Origin of the sequence: Hydrogenophaga sp. OTU3427, from assembly GCF_038440225.1 — a bacterium.
In the GTDB taxonomy this organism is placed as follows: Bacteria; Pseudomonadota; Gammaproteobacteria; order Burkholderiales; family Burkholderiaceae_C; genus Hydrogenophaga.
This window is the reverse complement of record NZ_JASATI010000029.1, coordinates 13570-28594: the sequence shown is the minus strand read 5'-3', so window position 1 is coordinate 28594 and position 15025 is coordinate 13570. Positions and strand designations below refer to the sequence as shown.

The 15025-nt window shown below is 70.2% G+C and carries 13 protein-coding genes; 6 read left to right on the top strand and 7 right to left on the bottom strand.

Going from position 1 to position 15025, the window contains the following annotated elements; translation table 11 throughout:
- Positions 1 to 18: 18 nt before the first annotated feature.
- The 7 genes from AAHB17_RS16370 to AAHB17_RS16340 are packed head-to-tail and all read right to left on the bottom strand — an operon-like array spanning position 19 to position 5900.
- On the bottom strand, positions 19 to 837 hold the full coding sequence (locus tag AAHB17_RS16370; RefSeq protein WP_342131707.1) for a type II secretion system protein GspK: 819 nt from the start codon (positions 835 to 837) through the stop codon (positions 19 to 21).
- A 23-nt stretch (positions 838 to 860) separates the two neighbouring features.
- A complete protein-coding gene (locus tag AAHB17_RS16365; protein WP_342131706.1) occupies positions 861 to 1586 on the bottom strand; it encodes a prepilin-type N-terminal cleavage/methylation domain-containing protein in 726 nt (241 codons plus the stop codon).
- A complete protein-coding gene (locus AAHB17_RS16360) occupies positions 1583 to 1978 on the bottom strand; it encodes a type IV pilus modification PilV family protein (RefSeq protein WP_342131705.1) in 396 nt (131 codons plus the stop codon). The genes AAHB17_RS16365 and AAHB17_RS16360 overlap by 4 nt, the downstream gene beginning before the upstream one ends.
- Positions 1975 to 2424: a GspH/FimT family pseudopilin gene (locus AAHB17_RS16355; protein ID WP_342131704.1), complete on the bottom strand. Its 450-nt coding sequence runs from the start codon at positions 2422 to 2424 to the stop codon at positions 1975 to 1977. The genes AAHB17_RS16360 and AAHB17_RS16355 overlap by 4 nt, the downstream gene beginning before the upstream one ends.
- A 35-nt stretch (positions 2425 to 2459) precedes the next feature.
- Entirely contained in the window at positions 2460 to 2894 is a 435-nt protein-coding gene (gene gspG / locus AAHB17_RS16350) for a type II secretion system major pseudopilin GspG (RefSeq protein WP_342131703.1), read from the bottom strand.
- A gap of 50 nt (positions 2895 to 2944) precedes the next feature.
- Positions 2945 to 4189 (bottom strand): type II secretion system F family protein, encoded by a 1245-nt coding sequence (locus AAHB17_RS16345; RefSeq protein ID WP_342131702.1) that lies wholly within the window; start codon positions 4187 to 4189, stop codon positions 2945 to 2947.
- Entirely contained in the window at positions 4182 to 5900 is a 1719-nt protein-coding gene (locus AAHB17_RS16340) for a GspE/PulE family protein (protein ID WP_342131701.1), read from the bottom strand. The genes AAHB17_RS16345 and AAHB17_RS16340 overlap by 8 nt, the downstream gene beginning before the upstream one ends.
- Before the next feature lie 182 nt (positions 5901 to 6082).
- Here AAHB17_RS16340 and AAHB17_RS16335 point away from each other — a divergent pair, with 182 nt between their 5' ends.
- From AAHB17_RS16335 to AAHB17_RS16310, 6 genes are all read left to right on the top strand, one after another.
- Complete coding sequence (locus AAHB17_RS16335) at positions 6083 to 8074, top strand: tetratricopeptide repeat protein (protein WP_342131700.1); 1992 nt, start codon at positions 6083 to 6085, stop codon at positions 8072 to 8074.
- The gene (locus tag AAHB17_RS16330; protein ID WP_342131699.1) at positions 8071 to 9927 is read left to right on the top strand and encodes a glycosyltransferase; all 1857 of its coding nucleotides are present in this window, start codon (positions 8071 to 8073) and stop codon (positions 9925 to 9927) included. The genes AAHB17_RS16335 and AAHB17_RS16330 overlap by 4 nt, the downstream gene beginning before the upstream one ends.
- 3 nt (positions 9928 to 9930) lie before the next feature.
- Positions 9931 to 11736: a hypothetical protein gene (locus tag AAHB17_RS16325; protein WP_342131698.1), complete on the top strand. Its 1806-nt coding sequence runs from the start codon at positions 9931 to 9933 to the stop codon at positions 11734 to 11736.
- Positions 11733 to 12620 carry a VanZ family protein gene (locus AAHB17_RS16320; RefSeq protein WP_342131697.1) on the top strand — a complete coding sequence of 296 codons (888 nt, stop codon included), beginning with the start codon at positions 11733 to 11735 and terminating at the stop codon, positions 12618 to 12620. Before AAHB17_RS16325 ends, AAHB17_RS16320 begins: the two co-directional genes overlap by 4 nt.
- Before the next feature lie 93 nt (positions 12621 to 12713).
- A complete protein-coding gene (locus tag AAHB17_RS16315; protein WP_342131734.1) occupies positions 12714 to 13988 on the top strand; it encodes a nucleotide sugar dehydrogenase in 1275 nt (424 codons plus the stop codon).
- Positions 13985 to 15001: an NAD-dependent epimerase gene (locus AAHB17_RS16310; protein ID WP_342131696.1), complete on the top strand. Its 1017-nt coding sequence runs from the start codon at positions 13985 to 13987 to the stop codon at positions 14999 to 15001. Before AAHB17_RS16315 ends, AAHB17_RS16310 begins: the two co-directional genes overlap by 4 nt.
- Positions 15002 to 15025 lie beyond the last annotated feature (24 nt).

The window sequence follows — 15025 nt, the reverse complement described above, 5'->3', positions numbered from 1 at the left end:
GATGGGCCGACAGCCTACTTACAAAACAGAGGACGCGGCAACCAAACGTTGCTCGCGGCCCAGAATGCGCCAGGGCAGTCCGGACACCGTGCTGGCGCCCAGGACCACACGCCAACCACGGTGCAGCACCCGCCCGTCCGGCAGCGCCACCTTGGCACACACACAGACGCGGCTGGAACCGGCGCTGTCCACGTGCTCGGGCGACAAACCCGTGAGATCGGTGGTGGCGGCCGCCATCGAGCGGCTGGCGGCGATGCGGCCAGCCAAGGCGGTGTTGCCTCCGGCAAGCACCTGCAGCACCGGCTCGGGCGCGGCCAGCGGATTGACGCGCCCGCCCGACGAAAGTTCAGCGGTCACCAGCCTTTCAATCTTAACGTACAGGTCGAAATCCAGGCCCGGCACCCGCAGCAGGTCCTCGGGCGCCTCGAAACCCTGGGCCCGGCCTTGCGGGCCACGCTGTTCGCGAAAGACCTTGGCGGCCTGGGCCAGCTGTTGCGCCTGCGCGGCCGGCGCGCCGCCGCCGTGCTGGAACAGCGCCTGCAGCAGACTCTCGGGCGCGTTGTTGATGTCGATCCAGCCGTTCAGGGGAATGACCTCGATGTCGACATCGCTGTCCTGGTAGCGCAGGCGGTAGGGGCGGATCTGGTTCACGCTGGTCAGGCGGTTCACCTGCAGGTCCTGCAAGGCCAGCAGGATGGCCCCATCGGCCACCGCGCCCGCCGCAAGCTGCGCGCGCTCGTCACCGATGTGGCGGATTTCACCGCGCAAGGAGCCAATCAGGCTGTGGGCCGCCAGGCCGAGCGCGGCCACCATCCACAGGACGGCGATGAGCGCCACACCGCCGATTCGACGCCGCCCGTTCATCGCGCCCCCCCGCCACCAATGACAAAAGCGCTGTTGGCGCGGTCGGTGATGGCCGTGACACGCACCGGCACGATCAGCTGCGGCCAGTCGCCGCCGGCATCGGTGATGCGCAAGCGCAGCCGGTCGGGCAAGGCGATGGACACCGGCCACCCGGGCTGCCAGTCGGACGACCAAGTGGCCTGTGCCGCCGCATCACCGGCGCGCTCGGCCTGGGCTTCCACGCTGAAGGACGCAATGTCCCGCGCGATGACCTCGCTCTCGGCCGAGGCCCAGTCGGGAAACAGGGCCGCCTGCTCGGGCGACCAAGGGGCGTGGCGCAACACGAGGTCCTGCCCCTGGCCGGATGGCTCGGCGGCGAGGCGGAAAAAGTAGCGCCCGCCCATGCCGGGCCGCGCCGGCATGATGCCTATCCAGGCGATGCTGTCGGCACTGGCCTCGAAACGCAGGGCATCGCCACTGACGCCGCCCGGAGCGGCCGCTCCGGGCGCGGTGTTGTTGAGCGAGGAAGCCCGCTGGTAGGACACCCGCCCCAGCACCTGGCGCAGGAAATGTTCGATGGTGCGCAGCTTGTCGATGCGGGCCAGCCGCGTGTCGACCCGGGTTTCGGTGTCGCCCATGGTGCGCATGGCCGTGGCCATGCCCAGCATCACCAGCGACAGCAAGGTGATCACCACCAACACCTCGATCAGGGTGAAACCCCGCGCGCGCGCCACCCGGTTCACCGCTGCACCTCGCCCGGGAAAGGCTTGCGTTCGGGCAGCAGCGTGACCAGTTCCCACTGCAGGGGCCGCACGTCATCGGCACGCTCGATCGTGAGGCGCACCTCGTGCAGCTTGACCGCCTCGGGATCGGTCGCGCCGCTGGCGTAAGGCGCGCTGCGCACGCGCCAGACGTAGCCTTCTTCCTGCCCGTCCTCGTTCCAGCCGGTGCCCGTGAGGGCTTCGCGCGAAGCCAGCAACGACTGGGCCAGAAGCACCGCGCGCTGCTGCACGTCCATGTCGCCCGACTGGCGGGCACTGGCGCCCATGGACCGGTACAACATGCCCAGCGACATCGCCATGATGCTGAGCGCCACCAGCAGTTCGAGCAAGGAAAAACCGGCCATGCGCTTCATGGCAACAAGGGTTCCTGAGAGATTTGACCGGTCAGCCAGTCGACCCGCAATCGGGTACCGCTGCCCGACGGACGGATGAGTTCGATGCTACCGCCGGTACCACCGCCATCGGGCAGAAAGGCGATGGACGCGGTCTGGCCGGCCACCAGCTCGGTCTCGCCCACCGTGGCGCGCACTTGCAGGGGTTCGTGAAAAGGCGCAGCAGGCCGCCCGTCCACCGCAAAGCTGCGCTGGGCCAGATCGACGCGGAATCGCACCACCTCGCCCTGACTGATGGCCAACTGCCGGGCCTGGCGCAGGCCACTCATCATGTCGCGCAGCACCTGGCGGTACTGCGCCGACTCGTTCATGCGGTCATACGCCAAAGGCACCAGCGCGATCAGCAGGCCGCCCATGGCAAAGGCCACCAGCAGTTCCACCAGGGTGAAGCCCCGATGTGCGCGCATGGGATGAAGACGGGTCGGGCCGGCGCCAGCTGCGGTCAAGGTCGGTTGCGGATGTCGGCGTTCTCGCCGTCGCCCCCCACCGTGCCGTCAGCACCCAGCGACAGCACCTGCAACTCGGCACCGGCCGCGGGTGCCTTGTACTGGTAGGGCTTGCCCCAGGGATCGGTGGGCACGCCGCCCTTCATGTAGGGCCCGTTCCAGCCCGGCGCGCTGCCCGGGCGGTTGTCCAGCGCGTTCAGACCTTCCTCGTTGGTGGGGTAGCGGCCAACGTCGAGCTTGAACAGGTCGAGCGACTTCTCGATGTCGGCGATCTGCACGCCCGCCGTCTTGGACTTGGCACCGCCCAGCTGGTTGAGCACACGCGGCCCCACCAGGCCGGCCAGCAGGGTGAGGATGGCCAGCACCACCAGCAGTTCGATGAGGGTGAAACCGCCGCTGCGGCGGCGCTGGGTGGAGATGTTTGGGTGCATGGTGAGCAAACGGTTCGGTGAAAGCCCGACAGGAGCCGGACCGGATTTTATTAAACGGCGAGGTCGTTGACCGACAGGATGCCGAGCAGGATGGAGACGATGATGGCCGCGATCAGCACGCCCAGCACCAGGATGAGCAGGGGCTCCAGCAGGGTCAGCGCCCGTTTGATGCCGGTTTCGACCTCGCGGTTCAATATGTGGGCGAGCTCCAGCATCATGGGTCCGATGCGGCCGGTCTCCTCGCCCACGCGCATGAGGTTGAGGGCCAGCGGCTCGAAAATGCCGGTGGCGCGCATGGCGTCGGCCACCTTGACGCCCTCTTTCACGCGGGGCACCACCTGGGTCAGCGGCTGGCGCAGGGTCTGGTTGCCCACGGTTTCGGTGGCGATGCGCAAGGCCGTGAGCAGCGGCACGCCATTGCCGAGCAGGGTGCCCAGCGAACGCGAGAACAGCGTCAGCTGGTACTTGCGCAGCAACACGCCCAGCACCGGCAGGCGCAACACGCGGGTCTGCCACCACTGGCTGCCCGAGGGCGTCTTCAGCCAGCGCCCCGCCAGCCACACCACCACGGCCGCGCCCAGCGCGATGGCCCAGCCGTAGGTCTTGAAGACGTTGCCCAGGTCCATCACGATGCGGGTGGGCACGGGCAGGGCATCGCCCATGTCCTTGAACAGCTGCTCGAACTGCGGCACCACGAAGCCCAGCATGACGATGAGCGACAACACCGCCACGCCCAGCAGGATGGCCGGGTAGATGGTGGCCGAGACCACGCTGTCGCGCAGGGCGCGCAGGCGCTCCATGTGCTCGACCAGCCGCGCCATGACCGAGGCCATCTGGCCACTGGCCTCGCCCGAGCGCACCATGTTGATGTAGAAATCGCCGAACAGCGCCCGGTGCGCGGTGAGCGCACGGCTCAGCGGCGCCCCGCCCTTCACGTCGGACAGGATGGACTGCAGCATGGCCGACACCGAGGGCTTCTGTGTCATGTCCAGCAGCACGCGCAGCGCGTTGTCGAGCGCCAGCCCGGCCTTGAGCATGATGGCCAGCTCGGAGGTCAGGGCCAACACGTCGGCCGCCTTGACGGGCCCTTTCTGCACCCGGGCCGCCTTGGGCTGGCCCAGGGCGGCGGCAGAGGCCGCGGCCACGGTGGGCATGCCGGCCGCGTCGTCCACGCTCAGCGGCGTGAGCCCGCGCTCGCGCAACTGCCTCAAGGCCTGTGCGAGGCTGGGGGCGTCGAGGCGGCCATCGACCACCTCCCCCGAGGCCTGGGCGGCCCGCCAGACGAACTCAGGCATCGTTCTGGTCCTGGGTCACGCGCAGCAGCTCGTCCAGGCTGGTGACGCCAGCGGCCACCTTGCGCAGACCGTCTTCGTACAGCGACAACATGCCTCCCTTGGCCGCCAGGCCGTGCAGGATGGAGGCGTCCTTGCCGTCGATCACCGCACGGCGCAGGGTCTCGTCCAGCAGCAGCAGTTCGTGGATGCCGGTGCGCCCCTGGTAGCCGGTGCCGCGGCATTGCGCGCAGCCCACGGCCTGGTACATGGGCTGCCCAGCCGCCAGGAAGCGACCCAGGCCGGTGCGCTGGCGCACCTCGTCGGACGGCTGTGTGGGCGTCTTGCAGTGTTTGCACAGGGTGCGCACCAGGCGCTGGGCCAGCACGCCGTTGACCGAGGAGGTGATGAGGTAGCTCTCCACGCCCATGTCGCGCATGCGCACCACGGCGCCGGCGGCGGTGTTGGTGTGCAGGGTGGACAGCACCAGGTGGCCGGTGAGCGCGGACTGCACCGCGATCTGCGCGGTTTCGCCGTCGCGCATTTCGCCGATCATGATGATGTCCGGGTCCTGGCGCAGGATGGAGCGCAACGCGTTGGCAAAACTCAGACCGATCTGCGGGTGCACCTGGATCTGGTTGATGCCTTCGAGCTGGTATTCCACCGGATCTTCCACGGTGATGATCTTCTGCACCGACGCGTCCATCTTGGACAGCGCCGCGTACAGGGTGGTGGTCTTGCCCGAGCCGGTGGGGCCGGTCACCAGCAGGATGCCGTGGGGCCGCGCCAGCAGGGCGTTGAAGCGCTCCAGCGTGTCGGCGGCAAAACCCATGCTCTCCAGGCTGAAACGCACGCTGGCGCGGTCCAGCACCCGCATGACCACACTTTCGCCATGCACCGTGGGCACGGTGGACACGCGCAGGTCGAGTTCACGGCCCTTGACGCGGGTCTTGATGCGGCCGTCCTGCGGCAGGCGGCGCTCGGCGATGTCGAGGTGGGCCAGCAGCTTGACGCGCGAGCTGACCGCCGCCGCGTGTTTGGGCGGCACCACCTCGCCGGTGTGGATCACGCCGTCGACCCGGTAACGCACGTGCAGGCCATCGTCAAAGGGCTCCAGGTGGATATCGGAGGCCCGCAGGTCGGTCACGCGGCCGATGATGCTGTTGACCAGGCGGATCACCGGCGCCTCGCTGGCCAGGTCTTTCAGGTGTTCGACGAAGTCGCCGGCATCGGCCAGGTCGTCCAGGCCGCCGCCTTCTTCCGCTTCGTCGACGGGCTGGACCAGCGCCTTTTCGATGTCGCTTTCCAGCGCGATGGCCGGCCGCACGGTCAGGCCGGTGGCCAGCTGCAGGGCCTTGCGCACAAAGGCGTCCTGCGGGCGGGCCATGACCACGTCCAGCACGCCGTCCTCCACCCGCAGCGGCAACAGGCCGTTGGCCTGCTGGAACTCGGGCAGCAGGCCGGGCACCTCGGGGGCAATGGCTGGAAAGGCGTCGGCCGGCACATAGGGCACATCCAGTTGCCTAGCCAGCGCCTGCACCACGTCGATCTCCGACACCAGGCCCAGCTGCACCAGCACCTTGCCGAACAGGCTGCCCATCTCCTGCTGCGCCTGCAGCGCGCGGTCCAGGTCGCGCGGCGTCAGCTTGCCGGACTGCAGCAGCAGTTCACCCAGGCGGGGGGCGGCCGGCGCGGTGTCGGCTTGCGGGGCGACGGGAAGCGTTTCAACGGTCATGAAAGGGGTGGGTACCAGAAGGCCTGCAACCGGGCCAACCCCGGGCAATCCGGCTATTTTGCATGAGGCGTGTGAACCGCAGGTCAATGGCCCCTCCCGGTCGGGCCGGTGTCCAGGTGCCAAAAAGTAAACTCGCCCACACGGCCAACCGCCAGCCCGCCACCCAACACACGACACGACGCATGAAAAAGAACACCGCCACCCTGGTGCTGCTGCTGATCGCGGCCCTGACCCTGGGCGTGTACGCCCTGGGCCTGGGCAACGCGCTGGTGTTCGACGACGACCGCCTGACCGATGGCACGGTGTACGAACACTACGGCAGCCTGCTGCTGCTCCAGCAGCGCCTGTTGTCCTACGGCTCCTTCGTGTGGGTGAACGCCCTCGCCCCCGACCAGCTGCCGCTGCAGCGCCTCGTCAACCTGGTGATGCACCTGGGCACGGCCTGGGGCATCCATGCGCTGTTCGGCCGGCTGCTGGCGCGGCTGAACGGCCCGGACCAGCGCGCCCTGACGCCCGAGCAACAGGCCGGCCTGGTGGTGGGCACGGCCTTCTTTGCCCTGGCGCCGGTGGCGGTGTACGCCGTCGGTTACCTGATCCAGCGCTCCATCGTCCTGGCCACGCTGCTGGGGGTGTGGGCCTGTTACGCCTTCGTGCGGGCGCTGATGGACCGCCGGCCCCGGTGGCTGGCCCTGGCGGCGGTGTTGTACCTGCTGGCGGCCTTGTCCAAGGAGCACGCCGTGCTGCTGGCCGCGTTGACCGTGCCGCTGTATGTGTTTGTGGTGCGCCCGCCCTGGCAGCGGGCGGCGGCCGTGGCCGGCGCCGCCGCGCTGGCGGTGCTGGCGGCGGCGGCGGTGCTGGCCCGCATCTACCCCGACCTGATCGGCCAGGTCTTCGATGACACCTCGCGTCAGCTGGTGGCCCAGCTTGAACGCCAGCGCCCTGGCGCCGCCGCCCAGATCTACCCGCTGAGCCTGCTCAACCAGGCTGCGCTGTTCTTCTACTACGGCTTCCTGTGGCTGGTGCCGGTGGTGGGCTGGATGTCCATCGACATGCGCCCGCCCTTCCCGCTGAGCCTGGGCAGCCTGCCGCACCTGCTGGGCGCGCTGGGCTACGTCGCTTTGCTGGCGGCCTCGGTCTGGGCGGTGCTGCGCCGCTCCGACGCGTGGGGCTTCGTCGGCCTGTGCCTGCTGTTCCCGCTGCTGCTGTTCTGGACCGAGTTCGCCACCGTCTGGGTGCAAGACCCCATGGTGCTCTACCGCAGCTACCTGTGGGCCATCCCCATCCCCGGCCTGATCGCCGTGGCGCTGGCCGCGTCGGGCTTTTCCACCCGCGTGTTGTATGGCGTGGCCATCGCCGCGGCCCTGGTGCTGGGCGGTCTGTCGGCCGAACGCCTGTTGTCCATGAAGACCCCGCTGACGGTCTGGACCGACGCGATCGAGAAAACCGATCTGCGCGGCCCCGCCAACGCGGTGGGCCGCTACCGCGCCTTCATCAACCGCGGTGCGCAGTACCTGGACCGCTTCTCGGCCGATCTGGCCCTGGCCGACTTCCGCAACGCCCAGGCCCTGGGCGAGCCAACGGGCGGCGCGGTGTTCAACATGGGCGTGGCCCAGCAGGTGCTCAAGAAGCACGCCGACGCCCTGCGCACCTTCGCCCAGGCCGAAGCGGCCGGCTATCGGGACGGACCGCTGTACTACCACCGCGGCGAATCGCAGCTGGCGCTGGGCCAGCACGCGCAAGCCCACGAGGCCTACACCCAGGCCCTTGGGCTGAAACTCGACCCGGCGGTGGCCGTGCAGGCGCGGCTGCACCGCGCCGAAACCAGCATGCGCCTGGGGCGGTTCGCCGACGCGGGCGCCGACTTCGACGTGCTGACCCGGCTGGAGCCCGCCAACCTGCGCCACCAGACGGGCCTGGGCATGGCCCGCCTGGGGCAACGCGACGGCGCGGGCGCGCTGGCGGTGTTTGAGCAGCTGCTGGGCAAGCCCCAGGACGCCAAACAGACCGCGCTGGCCCATTACGGCCGCGCCATGGCCCATGCCCTGCTCAAGCAGCCGGCCGAAGCCCGCGAACACATGGCCGAGGCGGTGAAGCTGGACCCGCAGAACGCCATGTACCGGCAACTGCAGCAGACGTGGGTGAAAGAGGTCACCCTGCCCAAGGACGGCCGTTGACCACGCACCTGGGCGGCACCCCGCGCCGCGTGCTGCACCTGGGCAAGTTTTTCCCGCCCCACGTGGGTGGCATGGAAACCTACCTGGCCGACCTGATCGCAGCCCAGCGGGCGCAGGGCCTGGACGCCTGCGCCCTGGTGCACGGCGACCCGCTGCCCGGCGACCCGCCCTGGCTGCTGCGGGTGCCGGTGCAGGCGCAGCTGCTGTACGCGCCCATCGCCGTGGGCTACCCACGCGCGCTGGCGCAGGCCATCGAACGTTTCGCGCCCGACCTGCTGCACCTGCACATGCCCAACAACTCGGTGTTCTGGGCGCTGCTCACACCGGCCGCGCGCCGCCTGCCCTGGGTGGTGCACTGGCATTCGGACGTGCTGGTGTCGGACACCCGCACCGCCCTCACGCTGGCCTACCTGCTCTACCGCCCCTTTGAACAGGCGGTGCTGGCGCGTGCCCGGTGCATCGTGGCCACCTCGCCGCCCTACCTGGAAGCCAGCGAACCGCTGCGCACCTGGGCCGACAAATGCGCCGTGGTGCCGCTGGGGCTGCAAGCGCCTGCGCCGCAGGCGCCGCCCCCGGCCCCCCCCTGGTCAACGCCCCACCTGCGGGTGCTGGCCATCGGCCGGCTCGCCCACTACAAGGGCTTCGGGACACTGATCGACGCGGTGGCCCAGACGCCGGGGGTCGAATTGCGCATCGCCGGCGATGGTGAGCTGCGGGCCGAGCTCGCGGCCCACATCGCCCACGGGCTGCCGGCCGAGGCCGCCGCCCGCATCCACCTGCTGGGCGCAGTGAGCGAGGCCGACAAACTGGCCCTGCTGGCCAGCTGCGACGTCTTTGCCCTGCCTTCATGCGAACGCACCGAGGCCTTTGGCCTCGTGCTGCTGGAGGCCATGGCCCATGGCAAACCCTGCCTGGCCAGCGCCTTGCCCGGCTCGGGCATGCCCTGGGTGGTCGCCAGCAGCGGCGCAGGCCGGCTGGTGCCGCCGCTCGATGTGCCCGCTTGGCGGGCGGCCCTGGCCTGGATGGCGAACCACGCCCTGGAGCGTGCCGCCATGGGCCGCGCCGGCCGAGCCGCATTCGACGCCCGCTTCACCGTGGCCGCCAGCGAGCGGACTTTGCACGCCGCCTACCCCACGGACGATGTGCCCGCCCTGCCCCCCCCCGATCCCGCGCGCACGCTGATCGTCATCCCGGCCCGCAACGAAGCGGCCACCCTCGGCACGCTGCTGCGCGAACTGAAGGCCGAGGGACACCACCACGTGCTGGTGATCGACGACCTCAGCGACGACGGCACCGGCGACATCGCGCGGGCCGGTGGCGCGCGGGTGTTGCGCCCGGTGCTGGGCCTGGGCGCCTGGGGCGGCATGCAGACCGGTTTGCGCCACGCGCTGCGCCACGGCTTTGACACGGTGGTGACCATGGACGCCGACGGTCAGCACGAAGTGGCCGACGTGCGCCAGCTGCTCGACGCGGGCGCGCAGGCCGAGGTGGTCATTGGCGCGTTTCCCGAACGCGCCAGCCGCCCGCGCCGCATCGCCTGGGCCTGGTTCCGCACCCTCACCGGCCTGGGCGTGACCGACCTGACCTCGGGCTTTCGCTGCTACCGCGGGCCGGCCGTGCGGGTGCTGGCGTCCAGCGAGGCCACGCTGCTGGATTACCAGGACCTGGGCACGCTGCTGATGCTGCGCCGCGCCGGCCTGCGCGTGGTGGAGGTGCCCGTCAGCATGAACCCGCGCCTGGCCGGCGCCTCGCGCATCTTCGGCTCGTGGATCAAGGTGGCGCGCTACATGGCGGTGACCACGCTGCTGTGCCTGTCGCGCTGGCGTGTGCTGCCCGCACGCACGCGCCGCTGACCCATGCACGGGCGCGCCGGCCGTTCGCCCCTGGCTGCGCTGTGGTGCCTGGCGTTCGGCGCCGCCTGGGCACAGACCCCGGGCGACCTGTCGGCGCCGCTGCACCAGGCGCTGCGCCAGGCCGCGCTGGCCCCGCAGGCCCTGGCGCAGCCGCAGGCGGACCACGCCCAGGCGCCGCGCCTGTTTCGCGACTTCATGACCGACCCGGCCCGGGCCTGGGCGACGGTGGAAAGCCTGTCCCAGACCCTGCCCGCCCGCCGCGACCAGCCGGGCGAGATCTACCGCCAGATGCATGCCCTGGGCCCACAGCCCGCCGCGCCCGGCGGCCAGCCACCTCCCCAGGCCCACACGCCGGTGGCCGTGCACGTGGACATGCCCGAGCCGCTGGCCACCGAGCTGCGCCAGGCGCTGCAGGCGCTGGCGCTGGCCGAGGCCTGGCGCCAGCGGGCCTTCGCGGCGCTGCCGTCCGGGCTGACACCCAGCGCACTGCTGGCCGGTGTGCTGCCAGCGGCCGCCCCCGGCCTGGCCCCTGCCCCCTGGCCAGAGCTGCTGCCGCTGGTGGACACCCACGCCCTGCACACCGGCATGCGCATCGTGCTGGCCGCCGCCGAACGCCTGCACGCCTTCGTGACACAGACGCCGCAGCTGCCCTCCGTGGCCTGGCGCACCGAGACCCCCTGGGGCACAGTGCTGGTGGACACCACCGGCCAGGACAACCACCATGTGATCGCCCACCCCTACCTGGTGCTGGACGTGGGCGGCAACGACGACTACACACTGGGGGAACCCGGCGCCGCGCCACGGGCCGGCATCAAGCTGCTGCTGGACCACGGCGGCAACGACCGCTACCGCAGCCGGCACCCGGGCGGCGACGCATCGGCGGCCGTGCTGGGCTATGCGGTGCTGTGGGACACGCTGGGCGATGACGACCACCAGGGCACGTGGCTGGCCCAGGGCGCGGCCTTGCTGGGGTCGGCGGCGCACATCGACGACGCCGGCCACAACCACCACCGGGCCACCGGCATGGCGCAGGGTTTCGCTTTCGGCGGCCAGGCGCTGCTGCTGGGCAGCCCGGGCGACGACGTGTACCTGGCGCAGGCGCTGTCGCAGGCGTCGGGCGGGCCACAGGGCGTGGCGCTGCTGCTGGAGCCCGCTGGCCAGGACCGCTACCACCTGGGCAACGAGGTGCTGGTGTGGCCGTCCGCCCAGCTGCCCGACCGCAATGCGTCGATGGGGCAGGGCACAGGCTTTGGCACCCGCGCGGCCGGCGCGTGGGCAGCGCAGCCCGGCGGCCTGGCCCTGCTGCTGGACGCGGCCGGCGACGACCGCTACGAGGGCCAGGTGTTCGCCCAGGGCACGGGCTATGGCCAGGGCACCGGCCTGCTGCTGGACATGGGTGGCCACAACCGCCACCGCGCCGCCTGGTACGCCCTCGGCGCGGCGGCCCACCAGGGCGTGGGTCTGATGTGGGCCGGTGGCACCGGCAACGACGATTACGAAGTGAGCCACATCATGGCCATGGGCGCCGGGCACGACGAGGGCGTGGGCGTGATGGTGGACGCGGGCGGTCAGGACCGCCTGGTGCTGGGCGACCTCGGCCTGGGCGCCGCCAACGATGGCGGGCACGGCGTGCTGCTGGGCCTGTCGGCCGACGACAGGCACCTCATCCACACCACGCCGTGCCGGGGCCTGGGACAGCGCTATGGCGTCGGGCCGGACACGGGGGTGCCCGGCACCGCGCTGGTGTTTCCGGCGCATGCGGGCTGTCTCGCGGCGGCGCCCCTCGCACCTCCGCTTCCATCGCCATGACAGAACGCAACGTTTCCCCGGGCCGGTGGCTGCTGATCGCGGCCTATTTCGTGAGCACCGCTCTGGGCCACCTCCGTTTCTCCGACTGGCTGGTGGAGCCACGGACGATCGAATGGCAAGGGCGCACGCTGGCCTACGCCTACCGCGACGCCCTGCCGGTGGTCCTGCCCCTGGCGGCGCTGCTCTTGCTGGCCTGGCTGCTGCGCGACGCGGCGCGCCAGGGCCTGGGCCGGCGCACCGGCGTGGTCGCGGCCTACTGGCTGCTGTGGGCGGGCTGCGTCGCGGCGGTCGACCGCTGGCTGACCTTCTCGCTGCCCGAATACGCCCATTACCCGCAGTATGGCCTGCTGGCCTGGCTGATCGCCCGCGCGCTCGACCCCGACCGCCAGACCTGGCCCGTCGGCCGGGTGCTGTTCTGGACCACCCTGCTGGGCGCCGTGGACGAGCTGTCCCAGTACCTCTGGATCACCGCCCGCCACAGCGGCTACTTCGACTTCAACGACGTGCTCGTCAACCTGCTGGCCGCCACGCTGGGCCTGATGGTCTTTTACGGCTTTCGGGCGCCGCCGGCCCCCAGCGCCGCGCCCGCCCGAGCCCCCGTGGAAGCCTGGGTGGCGGGCCTGCTGGTGCTGGCGGCCTGCGCCCTGCTGTACAGCGGCCTGATGGTGGCCACACCGCCACAGGCCATTCCCCCCGGCGGCATCGCGCCCGGGCCACAGGGCGGCCTGACCCTGTACCTGCAGCGCGACCCGGGCTACCACGGCAGCTGGCAGGCGGGCGTGTGGCGCGCACGGCACTGGGTGCTGGCGCCGTGGCAAGGTCTGGGTCTGATGCTGCTGACGGGCCTGGCGTGGTGCCCATGGCGGCGGCTGGGGCGGTCATGAACCTGCCGCCTTCGACAGAAAGCGGCATTTCGATTGTTAAATCGCTACAGTCGCACACATGCCCCCGGCACCCGACCCATGCCCCACAGCGATATGAACCTCGACCAGCACACCATCGCCGTCATCGGCCTGGGCTATGTGGGCCTGCCCCTGGCCGTGGAGTTCGGCAAACAGCGCCCGGTCATCGGCTTCGACATCAGCGCCTCGCGCATCGAGGCGCTGCAAGCCGGGCAGGACCACACACGGGAATGCAGCACGGAAGAACTCCGCGAGGCACACCACCTGCGCTACAGCAGCCAGCCCGAGGCGCTGCGGGCGGCGCAGGTCTTCATCGTCACCGTGCCCACCCCGGTGGACAAGGCCAACCGCCCCGACATGGGCCCGCTGATCCGGGCCTGCGCCACCGTGGGCCAGGCCCTCAAGGCGGGCGACGTGGTGATCTTCGAGTCCACGGTCTATCCCGGCGCCACCGAAGAGGTCTGCGTGCCGGCGCTGGAAAAGGCAAGCGGGCTGCGCTTCAACCACGACTTCTTCTGCGGCTACAGCCCCGAACGCATCAACCCCGGTGACAAGTTGCACCGCCTGCCGGCGATCAAGAAGGTCACCAGCGGCAGCACACCCGCCGTGGCCGAGGCGGTGGACGGCCTGTACCGGCAGATCGTCACCGCCGGCACCCACCTGACCAGCAGCATCCGCGTGGCGGAAGCGGCCAAGGTGATCGAGAACACCCAGCGCGACGTCAACATCGCGCTGATGAACGAGCTCAGCCTCATCTTCCATCGCCTGGGCATCGACACGCTGGAGGTGCTGCAGGCGGCGGGCACCAAGTGGAATTTCCTGCCTTTCCGCCCGGGACTGGTGGGCGGGCACTGCATTGGCGTCGACCCCTACTACCTGACCCACAAGGCGCAGGAGGTGGGCTACCACCCGGACGTGATATTGGCCGGCCGCCGCATCAACGACAGCATGGCCGCCTATGTGGCCGACGAAACGGTCAAGCTGATGCTGCGCAAGGGCCTGCCCGTGCTGGGCAGCCGCATCCTGGTGCTGGGCCTGGCGTTCAAGGAGAACTGCCCCGACGTGCGCAACACCAAGGTGGTGGACATCGTCCGCACCCTGCAGGGCTACAACGCCAGCGTGGACGTGTACGACCCCTGGATCCACATCGACGACGCCCGGCATGAATACGGGCTCGAGTGCCTGCCCGCCGAACCGGCACCGGGCCGCTACGCGGCCATCATCCTGGCGGTGGGCCACCACCAGTTCGTCAGCATGGGCACCGAGGTCCGGCGTTTTGGCCAGGCCAACGCGGTGCTGTTCGACGTGAAAGGCTTGCTGCCCCTGGGCGCGGCAGAGGGGCGTTTGTGAGCAAGACACACCTGGTCACCGGCGCCGCCGGCTTCATCGGCATGCACACCTGCCTGCGGCTGCTGGCGCGCGGCGACGACGTGGTCGGGGTGGACAACCTGAACGACTACTACGACGTGCGGCTCAAGCAGGCACGGCTCGCCCGGCTCCAGGCACACCCCCGTTTTCGGTTTGCCCAGCTGGACGTGGCCGACCGGCAAGCCATGCCGGCGCTGTTCGCGGCGGAAAAGCCCCAGCGGGTGATCCACCTGGCGGCCCAGGCCGGCGTGCGCTATTCGCTGACCAACCCCCACGCCTACATCGACGCCAACCTGCAAGGCTTCATGAACATCCTGGAAGGCTGCCGCCACCAGGGCGTGGAACACCTCGCCTACGCCAGCAGCTCCAGCGTGTACGGCGGCAACACCGCCCTGCCCTTCAGCGAGCACCACAACATCGACCACCCGGTCAGCCTCTACGCCGCCACCAAGAAGGCCAACGAGCTGATGGCCCACACCTACAGCCACCTGTTCCGCCTGCCCACCACCGGCCTGCGCTTCTTCACGGTCTACGGCCCCTGGGGCCGGCCCGACATGGCCCTGTTCCTCTTCACCAAGGCCATGCTGGCGGGCCAGCCGATCGACGTCTTCAACCACGGCCAGATGGTGCGCGACTTCACCTACATCGACGACATCGTCGAAGGTGTCATCCGCGTCATCGACAAACCCGCCGAGCCCAGCGCCAGCTTCAACCCCGCCGCCCCCGACCCCGCCACCAGCAACGCGCCCTACCGCGTCTTCAACATCGGCAACAACCAGCCCACCCCCTTGATGGACTACATCGAGGCCCTGGAGCAGGCCCTGGGGATCACCGCGAAAAAGAACTTCCTGCCCATGCAGGCCGGCGACGTACCCGCCACCGCTGCCAACACCGACGAATTGGATGCGTGGGTGGGGTTCAAGCCCAACACCTCGGTGAAGGAGGGGATGAGGCGGTTTGTGGAGTGGTACATCCAGCACTACCGGCACACATGAAGGCGTCAATGGATTTGTGGGCAT

Bases quoted from the DNA above. Each gene is read 5' to 3' on its own strand.
- AAHB17_RS16315 (WP_342131734.1), top strand. From the start codon at position 12,714: ATGAACCTCGACCAGCACACCATCGCCGTCATCGGCCTGGGCTATGTG.
- AAHB17_RS16360 (WP_342131705.1), bottom strand. From the start codon at position 1,978: ATGAAGCGCATGGCCGGTTTTTCCTTGCTCGAACTGCTGGTGGCGCTC.
- AAHB17_RS16335 (WP_342131700.1), top strand. From the start codon at position 6,083: ATGAAAAAGAACACCGCCACCCTGGTGCTGCTGCTGATCGCGGCCCTG.
- AAHB17_RS16355 (WP_342131704.1), bottom strand. From the start codon at position 2,424: ATGCGCGCACATCGGGGCTTCACCCTGGTGGAACTGCTGGTGGCCTTT.
- gspG (WP_342131703.1), bottom strand. From the start codon at position 2,894: ATGCACCCAAACATCTCCACCCAGCGCCGCCGCAGCGGCGGTTTCACC.
- AAHB17_RS16325 (WP_342131698.1), top strand. From the start codon at position 9,931: ATGCACGGGCGCGCCGGCCGTTCGCCCCTGGCTGCGCTGTGGTGCCTG.
- AAHB17_RS16320 (WP_342131697.1), top strand. From the start codon at position 11,733: ATGACAGAACGCAACGTTTCCCCGGGCCGGTGGCTGCTGATCGCGGCC.
- AAHB17_RS16340 (WP_342131701.1), bottom strand. From the start codon at position 5,900: ATGACCGTTGAAACGCTTCCCGTCGCCCCGCAAGCCGACACCGCGCCG.
- AAHB17_RS16345 (WP_342131702.1), bottom strand. From the start codon at position 4,189: ATGCCTGAGTTCGTCTGGCGGGCCGCCCAGGCCTCGGGGGAGGTGGTC.